Origin of the sequence: Mesorhizobium sp. CA5, assembly GCF_020165105.1 — a bacterium.
In the GTDB taxonomy this organism is placed as follows: domain Bacteria; phylum Pseudomonadota; class Alphaproteobacteria; order Rhizobiales; family Rhizobiaceae; genus Mesorhizobium.
The window spans coordinates 246379-268034 of record NZ_JAIUHJ010000002.1 but is presented as its reverse complement, the minus strand read 5'-3'; the positions used below and the strand labels follow the sequence as shown (position 1 = coordinate 268034).

The following is a 21656-nucleotide window of genomic DNA, read 5'->3' as shown; positions in this document are numbered from 1 at the left end:
GTGAGGCCGAGGCGCCTCACGCCTCGACCTCCTCGACCATCTCGGCGCCGAGCCGTGTCAGCTGGCCCCTGGTCACGCCCTTGCGGTATTTGGGATCGGCCGTTTCGATCAGCAGATAGAACTTGCCGCCGCGCGCGTAGCTGAAGCTCTCGGCGTTGAAGACCGGATGATGATAGCGGGGCAGCCCATTGGCCGCGAGCACGCCCAGGAAGCCCGCGAAGGCGGCGCCGAGAATGCCGGCCTCGAACGCGATGATGACGAAAGGCGGCCAGGAATGCAGCGGCCGGCCGCCGACATTGATGGGATAGTCGACTTCGACAGAGTACCAGATCAGCGCATAAACGAGAGCCGCGCCGGCAATGCCGCCGGCGAGCACCGCCCAGGGCAGGCGCGTCTTCGGTATCTCCAATATCCCTTCCAGGTCGTTCATCGGAAACGGCGAGAACGCATCCATGCGCCGATAGCCGCGCTCGCGCATGCCGCGCGCCGCCGCGATGAGCGCTTCGGGACCGGCAAACACCGCCATGAGACCGTAGAGGCTCATCGGATCTTGCCCTCCTCTTCGGCCAGTTCCTCGACCTCGAAGATGGTGATCGCCGGCAGGATGCGGATGAACAGGAAGACGAGCGCGAAGAAGGTGCCGATCGAACCGAACAGGATGCCGAAATCGAGCCAGGCCAGCGACTGCTCGCCCCAGGCAGACGGCAGGTAGTCGCGGCTCGGCCCCGTCACGACGATGATGTAGCGCTCGATCCACATGCCGACATTGATGGCGACGGCGATCGCGAACAGCAGCGGCATGTTGCGGCGGATGCGTCTGAACCACAGCAATTGCAGCACGCCGCAGTTCAGGCTCAGCATTATCCAGAACAGCGGCGCATAGGGACCCAGCGCGCGCTGCGCCATCATGGTTCGCTCGTAGGGCTCGCCCGAATACCAGGCGAAGAATGCTTCCGAGAGATAGCCATAGGCGACGACCATCCCGGCAGCGATCATCAGCTTGGCGGCATTGTCCATGTGCTTTAGCGTGATCAGGTCCTTGACCGAGAAGGCCCACCGCAAGGGGATGGCGATGGTGAGCACCATGGCGAAGCCGGAGAGCAACGCGCCGGCGACGAAATAGGGCGGGAAGATCGTCGAGTGGTAGCCGGGCGTGATCGCGAAGGTGAAATCGAGCGAGACGATCGAATGCACCGAAACGACCAGCGGCGTGGCCAAGGCCGCGAGCAGGAAATAGACAACCTGGTAGCGCGCCCAATGATAGGCCGAGCCGCGCCAGCCGAGCGCCAATATGCCGTAGAAGAGCTGCGCCGGTCTCGACCTGGCGCGGTCGCGCAGCACTGCAAGATCCGGCAGCAGCCCCATATACCAGAACAGCAGCGAAACGGTCGCGTAGGTGGCGATCGCCGCGAAGTCCCAGACCAGCGGGCTGCGCCATTGCGGCCAGTGCATATGCACATTGGGCAGCGGCAGCAGCCAGTAGAAGAACCACGGTCGCCCAAGATGCAGGATCGGAAATAGGCCGGCCATGGCGACGGCAAACAGCGTCATGGCCTCTGCGAAGCGGTTGATCGAGGCGCGCCAGGGTTGGCGCAGCAGCAATAGCACCGCCGAGATCAGCGTGCCGGCATGACCGATGCCGATCCACCAGACGAAGTTGGAGATCATCGTGCCCCAGACCACCGGCATGTTGATGCCGAGGCCGCCGACGCCGACCGCGATGAGATAGGTGATCGAATAGAGCAGCAGCAAAACCAGCAGGAAACAGAGCAGGAACGCAGTCCAGAAATGGCGCGGCAGGCGGCCGTTGAGCACAATGGAGCCGATGCGGCCGCTGATCTCGGGAAAATCGTGACGACCGCGCAGGACAGCCGGGCTTTTCGCGCTCGCTTCAGCCATCGGTCGCCTCGCCCGGCTTGGCAAGCTTGCCGTTCGGATTGGAGATCTTGCCGAGATAGGTGGTGCGCGGCCGTGTGTTCAGCTCCTCCAGCAGCGCGTAATTCTGCGGCGCGCTCTTCTCGCGAACGACCTTTGCATCTTTCTTGTTGCGATCGCCGAAGGTGATGGCTTGCGTCGGGCAAGCCTGCTGGCAGGCGGTGACAACTTCGCCGTCGGTGATGTCGCGGTTCTCGATCTGCGCCTGGATGCGCTTGGCGCTGATGCGCTGGACGCAATAGGTGCATTTCTCCATGACGCCGCGCGAGCGCACGCTGACATTCGGGTTGTGCACGCCCTGTTCCGGCCCGGCTTCATCCTTGTCGAAGGATTGATGGTCGAGGAAGTTGAAGCGCCGAACCTTGTAGGGGCAATTCTGCGAGCAATAGCGCGTGCCGATGCAGCGGTTATAGACCTGCGCGTTCAGCCCATCATGCGTATGCACGGTGGCGTTGACTGGACACACCACTTCGCACGGCGCCTTTTCGCAATGCATGCAGGGCACCGGCTGGAAGAAAGTGTCGGGCGCATCGACCGGCCCGGCATAGTAGCGGTCGACCCGCAGCCAGTGCATCTCGTGGCCGCGCTCGCATTCCTCGGGCCCGACCGGCGCGATGTTGTTCTCCGCCTGGCAGGCCGAGACGCAGGCCATGCAGCCGATACAGGCCGAGAGGTCGATCGCCATCGCCCAGGCTTCCTGATTGTAAGGCCAGTCGGGATAGAGCGATCCCGTCGGCGACGGCGGCGCATTCTTGCGCACGAAATCCGGGTTCTCTCGGAATGCATCGAGAGACGCGTGGCGCACGATGGCGCGGCCTTCCATCGCTTGGTGATGCTGCGTGGTGATGACCCGCATGCTGTTCCCGCGCGGCGCGATGGCCGCGCCGGTCGCGAACCATTCCGAACCACGGCGCAAGTGGAAGGCGTCGTAGCCTTGCGATAGCGCAGCAACGGAACCAACCTTTCGCCCGAAGCCGAAGGACAGCGTTATCGTCTCGTCCGGATGACCGGGCACGATCCAGGCAGGTGCATCGACATCCGCCCCATTGGCAGCGACATTGACGACCTCGCCATTTCCGACCTTCAGTCGCTCGGCGGTGGCGGGCGAGACGAGCGCAGCGTTGCCCCACACAATCTTCGTCAAGGGTCGCGGCAGTTCCTCCAGCCATGAGGCGTTGGCAAAACGGCCGTCGCGCAACCAGGGGTCCGCGACGAAGCGGATATCGATGCCATTGCCTGCCTTTGCTGCCGGCTTCAGTCCCGCCAGGTCCGGCGGCACTGTGACGGATACCGGTCTGGCGGCACTGTCCGCTATGAAGCCATCGCGCAGAGCCTTTCTCCAGGCATCATCATCGAGTTGCGTCCAATGCTGCCGCATAAGCGAAAGCGGATCGGCCTCGAACCCGCCGCCAAGCACGGCAAGAAGCTGATGCGCGGTCTTGCCGTCGTAAAGCGGCGTGATCAGCGGCTGCACCAGGGAGGTGCTGCCGTCATAGGCGCGGATGTCGCTCCAGCTTTCGAGCTCGTGCGCCGCGGGCACATGCCAGTGCGCCAGGAACGCCGTCTCGTCGCGGTAGAGGCCGTGATGGACCAGCAGATTCAGTCCCGAAAAAGCCTTGCGCATATCGAGGTTTGCCGGGCCGGTGTGCAGCGGGTTTGCACCCAGCGCCACGACGGTGTCCACAGCCCCATCGCCGATTGCCTCGCGCAGCGCTCCGAGATCGCCGTCGACCGACAGCGAATCCGGCGGCTCGATCAGCTCGACCGTGTTGCCAAGCGCGCCAAGCTTCGCATTGGCGGCAAGCGCGACCGCTTGAACGAAGGCTATCTGCTGCGTCCCTGCGATGACAAGGCCGTTGCGGCCTGCCGCTATCAGGTCGTCGACCAGCGCGGCCATCCACGCCAGGTCGGCCGGCGAGCCGGAAGCTCCGGTTTGGCCGGTCAACGCCGCGTTCAGTCCGGCAGCCACGGCTTCGACATCGCTTGGCTTGATCGCAAGCCGGTGATCGGCGGCGGCTCCGGTGATTGTCGGCGTCGACTCCACCGCATAAAGCCGGCTCATCCGGTCGGACGGATCGCGTACACGTCGCCGCGCAGCAAAGTCGCGCGCATAAGCGAGCCGCCCCGGTCCTTCGCCGAGGAAATCGGCGTCGAGGCTGACGATCGTTTTAGCACGATCAAAGCGATAGACCGGCGTCAGCGCCGACCCGAACAGGGTACGCGACGCCTCCATCGCGGCCGGCATCGCCAACGGATCATGGCGATAGAGTTTCAACCTCGGATAGCGTGTCCGCAGCGCATCCAGCTGCGCCGCGAGCGTCGGCGAGGTGGTCGCTTCAACCAGCAACGCCCCGCCCTGCCCTTGCGATGCCGTCCATCGCGAAACGAGCCCCGCCATTGTCTTCAGGAAATCGCCGTACGATGCCGGCTGGCCGTCCTTGAGCGGCGTGCGTGAACGGTCCGGGTCGAACAGCGTCAGCACGGCTGCCTGCATCACCGCGTCGGTGGCGCCGCGCGAGGCCGGATGGTCGGGATTGCCTTCGATCTTGGTCGGCCGCCCTTCATGGCTTTCGACGATGGCGCCGATACCGAAGCCGTCACTCGACAGCGTCGTCGCATAGTAGACAGGCTTGCCGGGGACCAGGATTTCCGGCTGGCGCACATAGGGCACGATGTTTTCCGCCCTGCTGCAGGCGGCCAGCCCGGCAAGCGACAGCGAGGCGCTCATCAGCTTCAGCAGCGTGCGCCGGTTCGGCTTTGCCGGCAGGCGTTCCGCGATTGCCGGGAACTCGGCCTCGACGAAGCGGCGGAAATCGGCAGCGCCGGCGATCTCGTCGAGGCTGCGCCACATTTCACCGCCATGCGCCAGCCGCTTGCGCAGAGCCTTGATGTCGATGGCGGAACCAGGCCTGTCAGCGATGGCAGACATAGCAATCCGTCATCGTCTCGGGATGGATGTCGAGCACGCCGATCAGCTGCCGCCTGATCTCAGCGATGTCGGCGGGCGGCTGCCAGCGCATCAGGAACACGTCCTGCGGGGGACGTAAATTCGGCTCCGGATTGCGATGGCACCCAAGGCACCACTCCATACTGAGCGTATGCGCCCGCATCGTCAGCGGCATCTGGTCGACCTCGCCATGGCAGGTCTCGCAGGCGACGCCTTTGTTGATGTGGATCGCATGATTGAAGAAGACAAAATCCGGAACGCCGTTGACGCGCTGCCATTCGATCGGCTTGCCGCCGGCTAGGCTTGCGCGCACCGGCGCCAGCATGCCGGCATTGGTGAAAAGCTGCGAATGGCAGGTCATGCAGACCTCGGTCGCCGGCAAACCCGCCGAAGACGAGGTCTCGACGCCATTGTGGCAATAGCGGCAGTCGATGCCGAGCTGGCCGACATGGTGCTTGTGGCTGAACGGCACCGGCTGCGCCAATGGCTCACCTACTCCCGTTACCAGGTCCGAACGGGGAAGGATTGTCCCGATCGCGGCTGCGATCAACAGAACCGCACAACTTCCCCAGATGACAAAGCGCGCAACGCCATTGGCGTTTTTCGAGAAGATTTGCGGCATCCCCTCGCCGATTCTGCTGAAGGCAAACCCAGAGTTGACGCCCCCTAACGGTGCTTTCGCCGCCAAGGTTCCGCGCCCGCGTCGGAATCACAGAATGGTGACTGCAACCGGGAACAGGTCGCGGATTTAATCCGCAACCACCGCCGCTCCCATGCGTTCGGCGTTCGGCGGCCGCCACTTCACGGAAACCAAGGTCGGCACGAAGTCATCGCCCACGCTTTGCCGACCGGGTGACAGAGATCGGCCACCCGGGCTAAAGACTTCAGCGCTTCAGGTCGTTGCGACGCCGCCCCGTCGGCTGTGACGGACCGCCCTTCCGCTCCGCCGGCCGCCGGCTTCGGCGCCTGGCGAGGAAATACATCCAGATCAGAATGAGGATCAGAGGGATACCCGCGATGGGCAGCATCCACACCCCAAGGTGAAACATGGGTTTCGCCCTATTAGAGAAAATGCGCATGCATCGCAGGCATGCTCAAGCGAGCAACTGCTCGATCCTGATCGGCAAATCGCGGATGCGTTTGCCGGTGGCATGGTAGACTGCGCTGGCAACAGCCGCGGCCGTGCCGACATTGCCCAGTTCGCCCAAGCCCTTCACGCCGGCCGGGTTGACCGCGTGGTCGACTTCCGGAACCAGGATCACCTGCAGGTCCTTGATGTCGGCATTCACCGGCACAAGATAGTCCTGCAGGTCGCGGTTGACGTAGCGGGCATAGCGGCTGTCGACTTCCGTCGCTTCATGCAGCGCCTGGCCGATGCCCCAGATCATGCCGCCCATCAGTTGGCTGCGCGCGGTGCGCGTGTTCATGATGCGGCCGGCCGCGAACGCGCCGACGATGCGCGGCACGCGGATCTCCCTCGTGTAGCGGTTGATGCGGACTTCGACGAACTCGGCGCCGAAGGCGTATTTCACCGAATCCTCATCCTGCTCGCCACCGTGGAATTCCGGCATGCCGGCATAGAGCTTCTTCAGCGCTTCGGGCGTCGCACCCTTGGGCGCGAACTCGGCGTATTCCTCGATCGCGCCGACCTGCATGGTCTTCAGGACATCTTCGATCTTTGCCGAAGCGCCGCCCTTGGCCACGATCTTTCCGTCGGCGAGGTCGAGTTCCTCGTTGTGAGAGCCCGCCAGCGGACCGCCCTCGGCAATCGCGCCGGCATAGAGCTTGGTGCGGATGGCGTCGCAGGCCTTCAGCACTGCCGAGCAAACGCTCGCGGTGGAGATCGAGCCGCCCGAGACAGGAGCGGGAGGCAGGCTGCTGTCGCCCATTTCGACGCTGATCCGATCGATGCTGACGCCGAGACGTTCCGACGCCATCTGACCGGCGACGGTGCGCACGCCGGTTCCGATCTCGTGCGAACCGCATTGCAGCCGCACATCGCCATCGACGGTCAGGCGCACCCGCGCCGCGCATGGCGCGACTGCGGTTGGATAGATCGCCGTCGCGCAGCCCATGCCGACCAGCCAGTCGCCGTCGCGCATCGCTCCCACTTTCGGGTCCCGCTTCGCCCAGCCAAAAGCCTCGGCCGCCTGGTCATAGCACTGGATCAGCGAGCGGCTGGAGAACGGCTTCTTGCCGATCGGCTCTGTCTTCGGTTCATTGATCCGGCGGAATTCCACCGGGTCCATGCCGAGCGCTACCGCCATTTCGTCCATGGCGTTTTCCAGCGCATAGACGTAAGGCGTCTCGGGCGGCGAGCGCATGTAGCCTGGGGTGTTGCGGTCCGCCTGCACCAGCGAGACATGTGTCAGCACAGAACCGTAAGCATACATGCGGCCGGTTGCCGACGTGCCGCCCACGACATAGGAGTCCGGCCGCGAGGTGACCTCCCAGCCTTCATGCGCGAAGGCAGTGATGCGGCCGTCCTTGCCGGCGCCGATCCGGATGCGGTGCCTTGTCTCCGCCCTATAGGTCTGAGTGCCGAAGGCCTGCATCCGGCTGGTCACGCAACGCACCGGTCGGCCGAGCCGCCTGGCGGCAACCGCGACGATGGCGGTGCGCGGCGTCATCGGTCCCTTGGAACCGAAAGCGCCGCCGATGAAGGGGCTGACGATGCGCACCTTTGCGGGATCGATCTTCAACTGCCTGGCAAGCTCGACCTTCCAGCCGGTCACGTTTTGCGACGGCTCGTGGACGATCAGCTGGTCGCCCTGCCAGAAGGCGGTGGTCGAGAACAGCTCGATCGGATTGTGGTGCTGCGTGGGCGTCGAATAGCGCCCGTCGATCTTCACCGCGGCCTCTCTATAGGCGGCATCGAAGTCGCCGGCCTTCACGTCTTCCTTGAACAGAGGACTCTTGCCGGCGGCAGGAATGGTTGCCGTGCCCGGACTGTCGAAGCTCGCCGTGGGCGTCTCCGCATCATACTCGGCGCGGATCAACTGCGCCGCCTCTTCGGCGGCTTCGAATGTCTCGGCAACCGCGAGCGCGATGATCTGGCCGTCATGGAAGATCGTCCGGTCATGCAGCGGCCCGATCGAGGTGGCGCCGGAATTGCCGAATTTCGGCTTCTCGACAATGTCCATATCGCCGTAAGTGACGATGTCGAGCAACCCGGGCACGGCACGGGCGTCGTCGAGATGAAGCTTGGCTACCTTGCCCTTGGCAATACTGCTGATGGCCAGCGCGCCGTAGGCGATGTTAGCGGTCGGCAGGTCGGCTGGGTAATGCGCCTGCCCGGTGACCTTAAGCCGTGCATCGACGCGCGGCAGCGGTTGGCCCTGGTTCTCTTTCGGTCTCGGAGCGGCAGTGTCCATGGTCATACCTTCATGTCGCGGGTTTCGAGCAGCGCGCGCACCAGCGTTCGCTTGCCGAGCTCGATCTTGAATGCGTTGTGCTGGCGCGGCTCGGCCCCGGCGAAGGCGGCATCCGCCGCCGCCCCCGCTGAAACCTCGTCGAGCGTCTTTCCTTGCAGGGCTTCCTCCGCGGCTTTGGCACGCCACGGCACGGTCGCCACGCCGCCCAAGGCAATGCGCGCCTCGCGTACGTTGTCGCCGTCCAGGTCGAGCGCAACGGCCGCCGAAGCCAGCGCGAACGCGTAGGATTCGCGGTCTCGGATCTTCAGATAAAGCGAGCGCCGCGCCCATGGCACAGCCGGCACTTCTATGGCGGTGATGATCTCGTCAGCAGCGAGATCGGTCTCGATCTCAGGCGTATCGCGTGGCTGACGATGCAGCTTGGCGAGCGGTATCTTTCGCGCTCCACGCGAGCCTTCGGCACGCACGACGGCATCGAGCGCGATCAGCGCCTGGGCAAAGTCGCCGTGATACGTTGCGATGCAGGCATCGCTGCCGCCCAGCACCGCATGCTGCCGGTTGAAACCCTCCATCGCAGCGCAGCCGGACCCTGGCACGCGTTTGTTGCAGTGCCAGGATGTCTCGCGAAAATATTCGCAGCGCGTGCGCTGCAGGACATTGCCGGCGAGACTTGCCATGTTGCGGATCTGGCCGCTTGCGGCCAGCCGCAAGCTGTCGGCAATAACGGGATAGCCGCGCTTAAGCTCAGCGTGATCTGCCGCCTCACCCATCCGCACCAGAGCCCCGAAGCGGATACCATCGTCGGTCACCCGGATTTGCCTGAGGCCTGGATCCTTGAGCCGGTTGAGGTCAACCAGCCGGTTCGGCTCGGCAACGCCGAGCTTCATATAATCGGCAAGGTTGGTGCCCCCGGCGATGAACTGCACATTCGCTCGCGTCGGCTGGTCGTCCTCGGTCGTGAAGCGGGATGCGATCGCGACGGCCGCGGAAATGTCGGTCGGCTGTTCGTAGACGAAGGGACGCATATCAGGCTCCCTTCATCTGATCGCGTGCCTGCAGGATGGCAGCAACAATGTTTGGATAGGCGGCGCAACGGCAGATATTACCGCTCATATAGTCGCGGATGTCGTCTTCGGATTTTGCGTGCCCTTCATTGATGCAACCAATGGCCGACAGGATTTGGCCCGGCGTGCAGTAGCCGCACTGGAAGGCATCGTGGTCGATGAAGGCCTGCTGCATCGGATGCAGCTTACCGTCGCTGGATGCCAGCCCCTCGACGGTCGTCACATCCTTGCCGGCATTCATCACCGCGAAACTGAGACAGGAGAGCACGCGTTTGCCGTCGACAAGAACCGTGCACGCCCCGCACTGTCCATGGTCGCAACCCTTCTTGGTGCCGGTTAGCCCGATATGATCCCGCAAGGCGTCAAGCAGGCTGGTTCTCGTATCGAGCGACAGCTCATAGGCCTGCTTGTTGATCCGCATCGACGTCACCACTGGCTCGCGAAGCGCCGCGCCAGCGGCGGCAGGCACTTCGGCTTTCGCCGATGAAACGAGCAATGGTGCTGCGGCGGCCGAGACTGTGCCTGTCATGAAATTGCGCCGGCTGAGGCCAAGCGTGGATGGGACGGAAGGCTGGGACATGGCTCGCTCCTGGCTGGCTGCTCATCGGGGGCTAACCATTCATGCAGGCCATTGTTCCGGCCTGGCCGGCGCGGGATCCTAGGCCTCACAGAAGTGTGATCCTGCCCTTCGAAGATGCTCATCATGCGGGAACATGCATGCCGGGTTCGAGTTCTACGGCCAATACCAACGCTGATGGCGGGCCGATATGAAATCGAAACTGGTCGCACAGACTTCTGGACAAAGGACATTCGTGGTTGTGCTGGACCCAGGCGAGGAAGCATTTGCTGCCCTGTCCGACTTCGCCGACGAGCAAGGAATTGCCGGCGCCTCGCTGACCGCGATCGGCGCATTCGAGAAGGCGACCGTTGGCTGGTTCGACTTCGGCTCGAAATCTTACCGCAAGATCCCGGTCGGCGAGCAATGCGAGGTTCTGAGCGCTGTTGGCGACATCGCGGTCGACGACGGCGGCAGACCGAGCCTGCACATCCATGCTGTCCTGGGTCTAAGCGACGGATCGACGCGCGGCGGCCACCTTGTTGAAGGCATCGTCAAGCCTACGCTCGAAGTCACGGTGACGGAATCGCCCGTTCACCTGCGGCGCACCAAACGCCCCGGCCTTGGCATCGCCTTGATCGATCTCGACGCCTGAGGGCCGACGATGGCAGCGGCCGCGACCGACGCGTTTCCTCTCCCCCTCGATACATCCCCGATGGAGGCTCGGATCGACGAAAAACTGCCGCAGGACAAAGGCGTCTGGCAGTTCGAACCGAAATGGGATGGGTTTCGCTGCCTCGCTTTCAAGAATCGCAAAACGGTCGATCTCAGGGCGAAGTCGGGCAAGCCGCTTGGGCGTTACTTTCCCGAACTCACAGCAATGATGCAAAACCTCGAAGCCAAGAATTTCGTGGTCGACGGCGAAATCGTCATCGAGATCGGCGGCGCCGCATCCTTCGACGCGCTGCAGATGCGGCTTCATCCGGCCGAGAGCCGCATCCGCAAGCTGAGCGCGGAAACGCCGGCGCGGCTGATCTTGTTCGATATGCTGGTCGCGCCGGGCGGCAAATCGCTGCTCGAAGTCGCATTGACGCAAAGACGCACGGCAATTGAAGACTTCGTCGCGCAAGCAAACACGGACGCTCTTCAGCTCTCGCCCTGCACCACCAGTTTCGCGACCGCCAGGCGATGGCTGGAGGACGCCGGGCATGGATCTACCGACGGCGTCGTCGCCAAGCGGCTGAACGACCCCTATCAGCCGGGCGAGCGCGCGATGATCAAGGTCAAGCGGCTGCGCACTGCCGACTGCGTGGTCGGCGGCTTCCGTTATCTGAACGGCAAATCGCAGGTCGGATCGCTATTGCTTGGCCTCTACAATGAACGAGGCTTGCTTGACCATGTCGGCTTCACCTCGACAATCGCCAACGAGGAACGAGCCACGCTCACGAAGAAGTTGGAGGCGCTGCGTGGCGGGCCCGGCTTCACCGGCAAGGCGCCGGGCGGGCCGAGCCGCTGGAGCACCGAGCGCAGCGGCGAATGGGAGCCGTTGCGGCCGGAACTGGTCGTGGAAGTCCGTTTCGACCACGTCACCGGCGAGCGGTTCCGGCATGGCACTCGATTCATTCGCTGGCGGCCCGAAAAAGCGCCGCGCCAATGCACGTTCGAGCAGATCTCGTAGCAGCGCCCCTCCGGAACAACCGACCCCATCAAACGGTTTATGGTTAGAACAGCCCGCGTCACGGACGCACCTATCTTGGAGACGAGAAAATGGATCCGCGCGACAAAGAGCGAGCCGCAAGGCGGGATGAAACCGAAGCTCCCGGCATCGAACAACAGGACTGGGACGCTCTTGATAATGGTCGGGTGCCGCCTGGCAGCGTCGCCGTAAACGGCGATCCGGAGGACGATGCCGAAGCACAAGGCGTCCTCCCCGAAGAGGATGACGACAACCCCTATCAGGAGAGCGACGAAGCCTTGCCCGACGACGAGGAAGAACGTGTGCTGTCGCGGGATCCTTCCAAGGAAGGCAGTCGTTTTGACGAAGCATAGCGAAAGCTAGCGTGCCGTTGTTGATGGCCGGTGGTGCAGAGCACCTTTGAGGACTGTGGACCAGCTTCACTTTTGTCGGCCAGTTCGCGCCCCGACATTTCGGCATCGCCAAATCGGTAAGAGCAGCGATGGGATTTTCCCGCCTTCTCTGGCCTGCAACGCTCCGCGGGCTGCGGGAGAAGGCATCGCCGCAGAGCAAGGCGGTCGCGGCGCCACATCAGAAGGCCGGCCATTGATCAGGTTACGTGGGATCCCTACCCATGGGCCGTCAAAAATCGGGGGCGCAAATCGGCAGTGGACCTTTCACTGTTTGTAACTGGGGGGAACAACGGAGTGTGGAACAAGTTTTTGATCAAGCAAGCCGCCTCATGTTTGACCTGCAGCCATGGCCGAGAAACGCGACAACAAATCCACAGCCGCTCTTCTTAGGCGGCAATTCTCGAATGAAACCATGCGCCGATATCTACGCAGCTTGCCCTTGTTTCACGTAAACCGCTGGCTTCCTGACAAACTGCGCGAATCACTCAAGCGTCTCGACCGCAAGCGTAAGTGAAACCAACCGCAATCCAACAAAAGGCGCGGGCCACGCTCTTGCCGTTTCAGACGAACGCGCCATCAGCTCTCCTTCACATTACGATCACAGTCCTTCGAGAGGGACAGAGACTATGCATCCTTGCTTAAGCGTCCGCGTTTGTAATTCACAAATCCGGAGTTCAAGTCATGAAGGTCGACACTCTCCCTGCGCCTACAGTCAACCCAGACCAGGTCGATATCCTCGTCAACAAACCGGGACACTTCGTCGAGGAGTGGATCGAGGGGCATGCGGTTAGACCGGCCGCCGAAGCATCCCCGGAAGCCGCGGCAGAAAGACTGGCGAGAGCTTGCATCGCAGACGCGGAGCGGGAAGGCATCCTCGCAGAAGAAATCAGCGATGAGGTCGGCGATTTGAAAGAGTACCTCGCCGACGCGCTCCTCGCCGAGGCCGGCCGCGAAACGGGCGTCGACACCGCTCCGATGGCGCAAGCATTGGGTGACACAAAGGCTTAGCTTTCACGGCAGGAAGTTTGGATCGCGATGACGCCAATCTCAACACGAGCCGTCCACATTTGCGTTGACATGCAGATGATGTTCTTACCGCCTGGGCCATGGGCGGTTGAGTGGCTGCCCGCCATCCTGCCGAAGGTGCTTTCGCTTGTCGACGGCAGGCCGGAGCGAACGATTTTCACGAGGTTCATAACGGCGAGAAGACCTGGCGAAGGCCAGGGCCATTGGCGTCAATACTATGAGCGCTGGTCGCAGATGACTATCGAATGTGCCGGCCCGGGGAGCCTCGAGCTGCTGCCCGAACTGCGTGATTTCGTGCCGCCGGCTCGCGTTTTCGATAAGCCCGTTTACTCTCCCTGGCTGACGGGCGAGCTCCACCGGAGCCTTCAGGCGGAAGGTGTGACCGAGCTCATCGTCAGCGGAGGCGAGGCCGACATGTGCGTGTTGGCGACGCTGCTCGGAGCGATCGACTTCGGTTACAGGACGATCCTGGTCGAGGATGCGATCTGCAGCACATCGGACGAAGCCTACGAAAATATACTCAAGCTGTTCACGACGCGATATTCGCATCATGTCGAAGTCGCCGCTGCGGAGGAGGTTCTGGATTTCTGGCGCTGACTCATCGCTCATCTCGCCGGCACATGTCGGCCAAGGTGCCGCCGGCAACGGATGAGCAGCCGTCCCTCGAATGCTCAGTCGTCAGTGGGTGCGGTCGTCTGGCGCGAAAGACCGGTTGGCCACTGCCAAGTCTTGATCTAACCGGAACCGGCTGTCGGCCGGCCGCCGACTGGCTGCAAGGCGCTGACCCGCAAGATGCTCTCGATGAGATCTTTTTCCCGGAACGGCTTGTTGACCAATGGCACGTCCGATGGGCGGTTTGAAATTGCGTCAGCGTCGGCATAGCCGGTTATCATAACCGCTGGCCAATCGGAGCGCAGGTTGCGCGCGAAGCGGATTACCTCGACTCCGGACACGAGCGGCATTGCGAAATCGGTGACAATGACGTCGAACTCATGCGGTGTCCGTTCAATAATTGCCAGCGCCTCGGCACCCCCTGCTGCGCATGTCACTGTAAACCCGTGTTGCCGAAGCGATTCCGCGGTCAGCTGCCGCAATCCGCTGCTGTCGTCGATCAATAGAAGCGAAGGGAAAGCCTTCCCTGCAGTCTCGACCAGGACTCTCTCTCCATCCAGATCTGCCACATTGTCGGAAGGCTGCTCCGCTGAACGCGGCAGCCACAGCTCCATGGATGTTCCGCGCCCGACGAGGCTGTCTATGCGGAGCGCGCCGCCCGATTGCTTCATGAAACCGTATACCGTGCTGAGACCCAGCCCGGTGCCTTTCCCGACGGGCTTCGTCGTGAAAAACGGTTCGACGACCTTGGTCAGAATCTCCTTCGGGATGCCGGCACCGGTGTCCTTGACGGTGAGGACTACATACTCTCCGGCCGCCAGGTCTTCGGAAGGTATTTTGATGACCCGATTTTGCGCCTGCACGGCGATTGTCCCGCCGGAGGGCATCGCGTCGCGCGCGTTGAACACCAGATTCATCAACGCCAACTCCAATTGGCCGACGTCGACATGCGCGGGCCAAACGGAGTTGTCGACCTCCCACTCAAAACGGATCAGGCCGCCGAGCACGGGAGCCACCAAGCCGTTCATCGTATCTTCCAGCGCGGCCAGCCGCACTGCCGTCGGCTTCAGATTCTGACGCCGCGAAAAGGCAAGCATGCGGTTGACAAGTTCGGCGCCTTGCTTCGCGGAGCGGCGAGTGAGTTCAACGATCTTCTTTGCTTGCTCGTCAAGCGTAAGCTGCCTCTCGAGCAATCCTAGTCCGCTCAGAACCGCGGCAAGCAGATTGTTGAAATCGTGTGCCAGCCCTCCGGTGAGTTTCCCGACCGCTTCGAGGCGCTGTGACTGAAGAAGTTGATTTTCGAGCTCACGCCGCTCGGTCACGTCAAGCAAAGTGCCGAGGATTTCAGGTCGGCGTCCGTCGACACCTTTCGACAGGATTCCTTGGTCGAGAAAGATACGATATTTGCCATCGGCACACTGCCAGCGGAACTCGCATGTGTAGGAGCCTGTCACCTTTGCCGCCAATAAAGCTTCCCGCACCCTGGGTAGATCTTCCGGATGCACCCGGCTCAGCCCAAACCGCGGCTCGGACGTCAGTCGCTCAGGTGGGAATCCCGTCAGACGTTCGACACCTTTTGAAACAAAACGTGCTGCAAAGGGCGGCTCGGCGACCCTGGCGTGAAAACAGACGGGCAAGGATCCAAGAATGGCCTCCTGCCGTTCTTCGGCGCCGCGCAGCGATCGTTCGGCCTCGAGCTTTTGTTTTTCGGCCTGCAAGGCCTTCGCCAGCAGTGCCTGTTCGGCGATCGCATTGCGCTGGATCTCGAGCGTCTTTTCGTGAAGCTCGACGAATACAGCCACTTTCGATCGCAGCATCGCGGGGTCGAAGGGCTTGAACATATAGTCCACTGCGCCGGCGTCGTAGCCACGCAGCATATGAGCATCTTCCTTGTTGATGGCCGTGAGGAAGATGAGAGGGGTTCGTCTGGACTGTTCGCGCTGGCGGATCAACGCGGCTGTTTCGTAGCCGTCGAGGCCCGGCATCAGAACATCCAGCAAGATAACGGCGAAATCCTCCTTTAGGAGGCAGCGCAGAGCCTCCTCGCCGGATTGCACAGCGACGACTTCCGCGAGTGGAGTGAGAACTTCTTCGATCGCCAACAGGTTTCGTTCGTCATCATCGACTGCCAGGATGCGTGCCTTTGACTGATTATCCGCCAACTGCACAATCTCCAGTTTCTTCGAACGTATTCGCGACAGCCTTTGCATCGGGCATCCCGTCAGCTGACTGACCTAAGCAGATTTTGGGATGTCTCGACCCGATCCCGAGAGCGACCGATCCAGACCCGCAGCAGTGCCAACAGCAGGTCGAGATCGACAGGCTTGGCAATATAGTCGGAAGCCCCGGCTTCCAGGCATTTCTGCCGGTCGCCTTTCATCGCCTTTGCTGTCACCGATATCAACGGAATATGCGCGATGGAGGGTGTGTTGCGGATACTCCTCATCGTCTCGTAGCCGTCCATCTCCGGCATCATGATGTCGATTAAGGCTGCGTCGACGTCGGCATTCTCCTCCAGCAATGCTATCCCATCGCGACCGCGCTCAGCGTGAAGGACTTCGATATCGTAGGTCTCAAGGACGCTCGTCAGCGAATAGATGTTTCGAATATCGTCGTCGACGATCAGGACTTTCGCGCCCGCAAGATTCGACCTGTTGTCAGCTCGTTCGGCACCTGCCCCGCTTTCCTCGCGCAGTCCTCCCGGAAGCGTCGCAGATATATGGAGAGCCAATTGAGCAAAATTCTCAGCTCGCGGGACTGAGGACAAAGCGGGATTCAACGCCAGCACCTGTTCAACTGCCTCCGAATGAGGGGCAAAAAACAGCAGCGGGGGAAGGCCGTCTGAAAACTGGTTGGTGAGCTCGTCAAGGGCCCGCGCATTATCCCTGGCAGACTTTCCAAGCCCAAGGACAACCGCATCGAATGAGGCGAGGTCGATGTCCTCCGCGGTTGCCGCGCGACTGATTGCGGTGACCGAGGTGACGCCGTCCCGGATCGTCTCGACCAGGGAAAGTCGGCGCTCGGGATCAGAGTCAGCCACGAGCACCCGGCGCTGGACGCGCAGGTTCCTCGAATGAATTTCCTGGAACACCTTCACCAGCTCCTCGGATGACACCGGTTTGGTCGAGATGCTCGATGCCCCTTTGCGAGCCAGGCTATCGATGTCTTCCGCTCCGGAAATCACATGAATGGGAATGCCGGCGGTCTTCGGATCATGGCGCAGCAGGTCGAAGAGCACCCATCCATCGATGTCCGCAAGGCCGAGGTCCAGCGTGATCGCGTCCGGCACCAGTTTGCGGGCCAGCGCCAAGGTTCCGGAGCCTGCGGTCGAAAGGACGCCTTTCAACCCGGCAGACCGTGCCAGGCCCAGCAGCAGACCGCCAAAGGTCGGGTCGTCCTCGACGATCAAAACGACCCTGTCTTGCGCCGATATAGCGTCGCGATCGTCCATCAATTCCGCCGACGGCAAACCGCTGGGCGCCGCTGTCGTCGCGATTGCCTCGGTGGCCGGAAGCAGTTCCGGCTGGCTGGCGGCGGCAACCCTGGGACCATCGATCGGAATGACGAGCGTGAACGTCGATCCTTTGCCGGGAATGCTTTCAACTCTTAGCTCACCGCCGAGCAAACGGGCGATCTCACGGCTGATCGAGAGCCCAAGTCCGGTTCCTCCATATTTGCGGCTGGTCGTGCCGTCGGCCTGCTGGAACGCCTCGAAAATCAGTTTCTGCTTGTCTTCCGGGATGCCGATACCGGTGTCGGTCACCGCTATGGCAAGTGCTTTCCTGGGCAGCTTGGCGCCGTTGCGGCGTCCCGCCTTTTCCATTCTGAAACTCAGGCTGACCTTGCCTTCGGAGGTGAACTTGAAGGCGTTCGACAGCAGGTTGAGCACGATCTGCTGCAACCGCTTCTCGTCCGTACGCACGGTTTCCGGAAGAGCGGGATCGACATTGATGGTAAAGCCTAGACCCTTGTCGGCTGCAAGCTGGCGGAACGTGCGCTCCATATGCTGTCGCAAATGGGCGACTGGCATATCGTTGATGTCGATCGAGACCGTGCCGGACTCGATCTTCGACAAATCGAGAATGTCGTTGATCAGGCTGAGAAGATCCGTGCCGGCCGAATTGATGGTGCGAGCAAACTCGACCTGCTTTTCGTTGAGGTTGCCCTGCTGGTTCGTGGCAAGCAGATTTGAAAGAATGAGAAGCGAATTGAGCGGGGTTCTGAGCTCATGACTCATGTTGGCGAGGAACTCGGATTTGTACTTGGAGGTAAGCGCCAGCTGCTCGGCTTTCTCCTCAAGCGCCCGGCGCGCCATCTCGATTTCGAGATTTTTGTTTTCGACCTGCTTCTTCTCATTCTCCAGAAGTTGAGCCTTCTCCTGGAGTTCCTCGTTCGTGGCGTGCAGTTCCTCCTGCTTTTTCGTCAGTTCGGTCTGACGCGCCTGCAGCTCGGATGTCAGCAATTGCGATTGCTTGAGCAGGCCCTCGGTGCGCATCGTCGCCGCGATCGTGTTGAGGACGATGCCGACCGATTCCATCAGCTGATTGAGAAACGATTGGTGCGTGTCGCGGAACTCGCTGAAGGATGCGAGCTCGATGACGGCCTTGACCTCATCTTCGAACAAGGCAGGTAGAATGATGACGTTTGCCGGCGAGGCGCTGCCAAGCCCCGATGTGACGCGCAAAAAGTCCGGCGGAACATTGTCGAGCATAATGGCTCGCTTGTCGGCAGCACTTTGTCCGACGAGACCCTCACGCAGATCGAGGCGTTGCTTGATTGCCGCCTTGCTCTCGGCACCATAGGACGCCGCCAGTTCCAGATAGGACTCCTCCTCGTCCCGATTGGTCACATAAAAGACGCCGTATTGCGCGTTCACAAGCGGAGCGAGCTCGGACATGATGAGACGCGACACCGTGGCGAGATCGCGCTCTCCCTGCAGCATGCGGGAGAAACGCGCGAGATTTGTCTTCAGCCAATCTTGCTCGGCGTTTTTCAACGTCTGATCCTTGAGATTGCGGATCATCTCGTTGATGTTGTCCTTGAGCGCGGCGACCTCTCCGGAAGCCTCGACGCTGATCGAGCGCGTCAGATCACCCTTCGTCACCGCTGTCGAGACCTCGGCGATTGCGCGGACCTGGGTGGTCAGATTGGCCGCCAACTGATTGACGTTGTCCGTAAGATCGCGCCACAGACCGGCGGCGCCAGGCACGCGTGCCTGGCCTCCAAGCTTGCCTTCGATGCCGACTTCGCGCGCGACATTGGTCACCTGGTCGGCAAAGGTGGCGAGCGTTTCGATCATCCCGTTGATGGTGTCCGCCAGGGAGGCGATTTCGCCCTTCGCGTCCACAGTCAGCTTGCGTTTGAGATTGCCTTGCGCAACCGCAGTCACGACGTCGGCGATGCCGCGCACCTGGTTGGTCAGATTTGTGGCCATCAGGTTGACGTTGTCGGTCAGATCCTTCCAGGTGCCGGCCACGCCGCGCACTTCGGCCTGACCGCCAAGCTTTCCTTCCGTGCCGACTTCACGTGCGACGCGTGTCACCTCGCCGGCGAAGGAGTTCAGCTGGTCGACCATGGTGTTGATGGTCGACTTGAGCTCGAGGATTTCGCCCTTCACGTCGACGGTGATCTTCTTCGAAAGATCGCCTCGCGCGACCGCGGTCGTCACTTCGGCGATGTTGCGAACCTGGCCGGTCAGATTCTCGGCCATCGAGTTCACGTTGTCGGTCAAGTCCTTCCATGTACCGGCCACGCCTCGCACCTGGGCTTGGCCGCCGAGCTTTCCTTCGGTGCCGACTTCGCGCGCCACGCGCGTCACCTCGCCAGCGAAGGAGTTCAGCTGATCGACCATGGTGTTGATCGTCGACTTGAGCTCAAGGATCTCGCCCTTGACGTCCACGGTGATCTTCTTGGAAAGGTCGCCGAGCGCCACGGCCGTGGTCACTTCCGCGATGTTGCGCACCTGGCCCGTCAGGTTGGCCGCCATCGCATTCACATTGTCGGTCAGGTCCTTCCAGGTGCCGCCCACGCCTCTGACCTGCGCTTGGCCGCCGAGCTTGCCGTCCGAACCGACCTCGCGCGCCACGCGCGTCACCTCCGAGGCAAAGGAATTCAGCTGATCAACCATCGTGTTGATCACATCCTTGATCTGCAGGATCTCTCCCAAGGCATCGACGGTGATCTTCTGCGTCAGGTCGCCGGTCGCGATCGCGGTTGCGACCTTGGACACGTCACGCAACTGCACGGTCAGATTGCCGGCCATGGCGTTGACGTTGTCGGTCAGGTCTTTCCACGTGCCGCCGACGCCTTCCACATGGGCCTGGCCGCCGAGCTTGCCTTCCGATCCGACCTCGCGCGCCACGCGCGTGACTTCGGAGGCGAAGGAGTTCAGCTGGTCGACCATCGTATTGACGGTATCCTTGAGCTCGAGGATCTCGCCTTTGACGTCCACGGTGATCTTCTTGGAAAGGTCGCCGCGGGCGACGGCTGTCGTCACCTCGGCAATGTTGCGAACCTGGCCAGTCAGGTTGGCCGCCATCAGGTTCACGTTGTCAGTAAGGTCTTTCCAGGTGCCCCCGACGCCCCTCACCTCTGCCTGCCCGCCGAGCTTGCCTTCCGTGCCCACTTCGCGCGCAACGCGCGTGACTTCGGAAGCGAAGGAGTTCAGCTGATCGACCATCGTGTTGATCGTATCCTTGAGCTCGAGAATCTCCCCTTGCACTGCCACCGTGATCTTTTTCGACAGGTCGCCCGAAGCAACCGCCGTCGTGACCTCGGCAATGTTGCGCACTTGGCCGGTGAGGTTCTCGGCCATTGAATTGACGTTGTCGGTCAGGTCTTTCCAGGTGCCGGCGACGCCGCGAACCTGGGCTTGGCCGCCGAGCTTGCCCTCGGTGCCGACCTCGCGCGCGACGCGCGTGACCTCGGATGCGAACGAGTTCAACTGATCGACCATCGTGTTGATGGTGTTCTTGAGTTCCAGGATCTCGCCCTTCACGTCGACGGTGATCTTCTTGGACAGATCGCCCAGCGCGACCGCCGTCGTCACCTCGGCAATGTTGCGAACCTGGCCGGTCAGATTCTCGGCCATCGAGTTCACATTATCGGTGAGGTCCTTCCACGTGCCGCCAACGCCTTCGACCCGCGCCTGGCCCCCGAGCTTGCCTTCCGTGCCGACCTCGCGTGCGACGCGCGTCACCTCCGATGCGAACGAGTTCAACTGATCGACCATCGTGTTGATGGTGTTCTTGAGCTCGAGGATCTCGCCCTTCACGTCGACAGTGATCTTCTTTGACAAATCGCCTGACGCCACCGCAGTGGTCACCTCGGCGATGTTGCGCACCTGGCCGGTAAGGTTGGTGGCCATGGCATTGACGTTGTCGGTCAGGTCCTTCCACGTGCCGGCCACGCCCTTCACCCGCGCTTGTCCGCCGAGCTTTCCCTCCGTTCCAACCTCACGCGCGACACGTGTCACTTCGGAGGCAAAGGAAGCCAGTTGCCCCACCATCGTGTTGACGATCTTGCCTATGCGCAGGAACTCCCCGCGCAGCGGGCGGCCGTCGATTTCGACCATCATTGTCTGGGAAAGGTCGCCCTTGGCCACTGCCCCGATGACGCGGGCCACTTCGGCGGTCGGTTGAACCATGTCTTCGATCAGGTCGTTGACCGACCTGACGCTTGATTCCCAGCTGCCGGTGGCATTGCGGACATGACCCCGCTCGCCAATTCTCCCGTCCTTGCCGACGACCCTGCTCAGTCGCTCAAACTCCTTCGTCACCTGATCGTTGAGTTCGACGATCTGGTTGAAGGCATCGGCAATATCGGAATCGATTCCTTCGTAGATGTTGTCGATCCGGACGGAGAAGTCGCCTCGCCTGAAGGCCTTTAAGGAATTGAGAATCTGACGACGATCTAGTTGCGCCCTTGATGCCTGCACGTTCACAGTGCCCCTCCCCAGTCCACCTGTTTGTGAAGAAACTGATGATCAGATGAAGTCCCGCCCTCGCGGCGAGGTATACAATTCGCCGCAAGCTCCAGAACGTGGTGGGCGCCAA

Annotated in this window: 14 protein-coding genes; 5 read left to right on the top strand and 9 right to left on the bottom strand. The window is 61.9% G+C overall.

Going from position 1 to position 21656, the window contains the following annotated elements:
- Nucleotides 1-16 precede the first annotated feature (16 nt).
- From LB529_RS04195 to LB529_RS04165, 7 genes are all read right to left on the bottom strand, one after another.
- Complete coding sequence (locus LB529_RS04195) at nucleotides 17-544, bottom strand: DUF3341 domain-containing protein (protein ID WP_224637464.1); 528 nt, start codon at nucleotides 542-544, stop codon at nucleotides 17-19.
- Nucleotides 541-1899, bottom strand: coding sequence for an NrfD/PsrC family molybdoenzyme membrane anchor subunit (nrfD, locus tag LB529_RS04190; protein WP_224637465.1), 1359 nt, complete (start codon nucleotides 1897-1899; stop codon nucleotides 541-543). Before nrfD ends, LB529_RS04195 begins: the two co-directional genes overlap by 4 nt.
- Nucleotides 1892-4864 carry a TAT-variant-translocated molybdopterin oxidoreductase gene (locus LB529_RS04185; RefSeq protein ID WP_224710282.1) on the bottom strand — a complete coding sequence of 991 codons (2973 nt, stop codon included), beginning with the start codon at nucleotides 4862-4864 and terminating at the stop codon, nucleotides 1892-1894. The genes nrfD and LB529_RS04185 overlap by 8 nt, the downstream gene beginning before the upstream one ends.
- The gene (locus LB529_RS04180; protein ID WP_263482418.1) at nucleotides 4848-5366 is read right to left on the bottom strand and encodes a cytochrome c3 family protein; all 519 of its coding nucleotides are present in this window, start codon (nucleotides 5364-5366) and stop codon (nucleotides 4848-4850) included. The genes LB529_RS04185 and LB529_RS04180 overlap by 17 nt, the downstream gene beginning before the upstream one ends.
- 610 nt (nucleotides 5367-5976) lie before the next feature.
- On the bottom strand, nucleotides 5977-8256 hold the full coding sequence (locus tag LB529_RS04175; RefSeq protein ID WP_140839071.1) for a xanthine dehydrogenase family protein molybdopterin-binding subunit: 2280 nt from the start codon (nucleotides 8254-8256) through the stop codon (nucleotides 5977-5979).
- Between the two features lie 2 nt (nucleotides 8257-8258).
- Nucleotides 8259-9281: an FAD binding domain-containing protein gene (locus LB529_RS04170; RefSeq protein WP_095768641.1), complete on the bottom strand. Its 1023-nt coding sequence runs from the start codon at nucleotides 9279-9281 to the stop codon at nucleotides 8259-8261.
- Between the two features lies 1 nt (nucleotide 9282).
- Complete coding sequence (locus LB529_RS04165) at nucleotides 9283-9900, bottom strand: (2Fe-2S)-binding protein (RefSeq protein WP_224706838.1); 618 nt, start codon at nucleotides 9898-9900, stop codon at nucleotides 9283-9285.
- A 187-nt stretch (nucleotides 9901-10087) separates the two neighbouring features.
- On the opposite strand from LB529_RS04165, the gene LB529_RS04160 reads away from it, so the two are divergent.
- The 5 genes from LB529_RS04160 to LB529_RS04140 all read left to right on the top strand — a co-directional run bounded on the left by LB529_RS04160 (nucleotide 10088) and on the right by LB529_RS04140 (nucleotide 13587).
- Nucleotides 10088-10531, top strand: a complete 444-nt coding sequence (locus LB529_RS04160; RefSeq protein WP_095768692.1) for a PPC domain-containing DNA-binding protein — start codon at nucleotides 10088-10090, stop codon at nucleotides 10529-10531.
- 9 nt (nucleotides 10532-10540) lie between these two features.
- Nucleotides 10541-11554, top strand: coding sequence for an ATP-dependent DNA ligase (locus tag LB529_RS04155; protein ID WP_224710281.1), 1014 nt, complete (start codon nucleotides 10541-10543; stop codon nucleotides 11552-11554).
- An 89-nt stretch (nucleotides 11555-11643) separates the two neighbouring features.
- Nucleotides 11644-11925: a hypothetical protein gene (locus tag LB529_RS04150; RefSeq protein ID WP_224710280.1), complete on the top strand. Its 282-nt coding sequence runs from the start codon at nucleotides 11644-11646 to the stop codon at nucleotides 11923-11925.
- Nucleotides 11926-12645: 720 nt separating this feature from the next.
- Nucleotides 12646-12972 carry a hypothetical protein gene (locus tag LB529_RS04145; RefSeq protein WP_224710279.1) on the top strand — a complete coding sequence of 109 codons (327 nt, stop codon included), beginning with the start codon at nucleotides 12646-12648 and terminating at the stop codon, nucleotides 12970-12972.
- Between the two features lie 27 nt (nucleotides 12973-12999).
- The gene (locus LB529_RS04140; RefSeq protein WP_224610024.1) at nucleotides 13000-13587 is read left to right on the top strand and encodes a cysteine hydrolase family protein; all 588 of its coding nucleotides are present in this window, start codon (nucleotides 13000-13002) and stop codon (nucleotides 13585-13587) included.
- 137 nt (nucleotides 13588-13724) lie between these two features.
- Here LB529_RS04140 and LB529_RS04135 read toward each other — a convergent pair whose 3' ends face one another.
- Together LB529_RS04135 and LB529_RS04130 are read right to left on the bottom strand one after the other, a co-directional pair.
- Nucleotides 13725-15812: a response regulator gene (locus tag LB529_RS04135; protein ID WP_224710275.1), complete on the bottom strand. Its 2088-nt coding sequence runs from the start codon at nucleotides 15810-15812 to the stop codon at nucleotides 13725-13727.
- Nucleotides 15813-15823: 11 nt separating this feature from the next.
- Entirely contained in the window at nucleotides 15824-21538 is a 5715-nt protein-coding gene (locus LB529_RS04130) for a HAMP domain-containing protein (protein WP_318012036.1), read from the bottom strand.
- Between the last annotated feature and the right edge of the window lie 118 nt (nucleotides 21539-21656).

Bases quoted from the DNA above. Each gene is read 5' to 3' on its own strand.
- LB529_RS04195 (WP_224637464.1), bottom strand. From the start codon at position 544: ATGAGCCTCTACGGTCTCATGGCGGTGTTTGCCGGTCCCGAAGCGCTC.
- nrfD (WP_224637465.1), bottom strand. From the start codon at position 1,899: ATGGCTGAAGCGAGCGCGAAAAGCCCGGCTGTCCTGCGCGGTCGTCAC.
- LB529_RS04185 (WP_224710282.1), bottom strand. From the start codon at position 4,864: ATGTCTGCCATCGCTGACAGGCCTGGTTCCGCCATCGACATCAAGGCT.
- LB529_RS04175 (WP_140839071.1), bottom strand. From the start codon at position 8,256: ATGGACACTGCCGCTCCGAGACCGAAAGAGAACCAGGGCCAACCGCTG.
- LB529_RS04170 (WP_095768641.1), bottom strand. From the start codon at position 9,281: ATGCGTCCCTTCGTCTACGAACAGCCGACCGACATTTCCGCGGCCGTC.
- LB529_RS04165 (WP_224706838.1), bottom strand. From the start codon at position 9,900: ATGTCCCAGCCTTCCGTCCCATCCACGCTTGGCCTCAGCCGGCGCAAT.
- LB529_RS04160 (WP_095768692.1), top strand. From the start codon at position 10,088: ATGAAATCGAAACTGGTCGCACAGACTTCTGGACAAAGGACATTCGTG.
- LB529_RS04155 (WP_224710281.1), top strand. From the start codon at position 10,541: ATGGCAGCGGCCGCGACCGACGCGTTTCCTCTCCCCCTCGATACATCC.
- LB529_RS04150 (WP_224710280.1), top strand. From the start codon at position 11,644: ATGGATCCGCGCGACAAAGAGCGAGCCGCAAGGCGGGATGAAACCGAA.
- LB529_RS04145 (WP_224710279.1), top strand. From the start codon at position 12,646: ATGAAGGTCGACACTCTCCCTGCGCCTACAGTCAACCCAGACCAGGTC.
- LB529_RS04140 (WP_224610024.1), top strand. From the start codon at position 13,000: ATGACGCCAATCTCAACACGAGCCGTCCACATTTGCGTTGACATGCAG.
- LB529_RS04135 (WP_224710275.1), bottom strand. From the start codon at position 15,812: ATGCAAAGGCTGTCGCGAATACGTTCGAAGAAACTGGAGATTGTGCAG.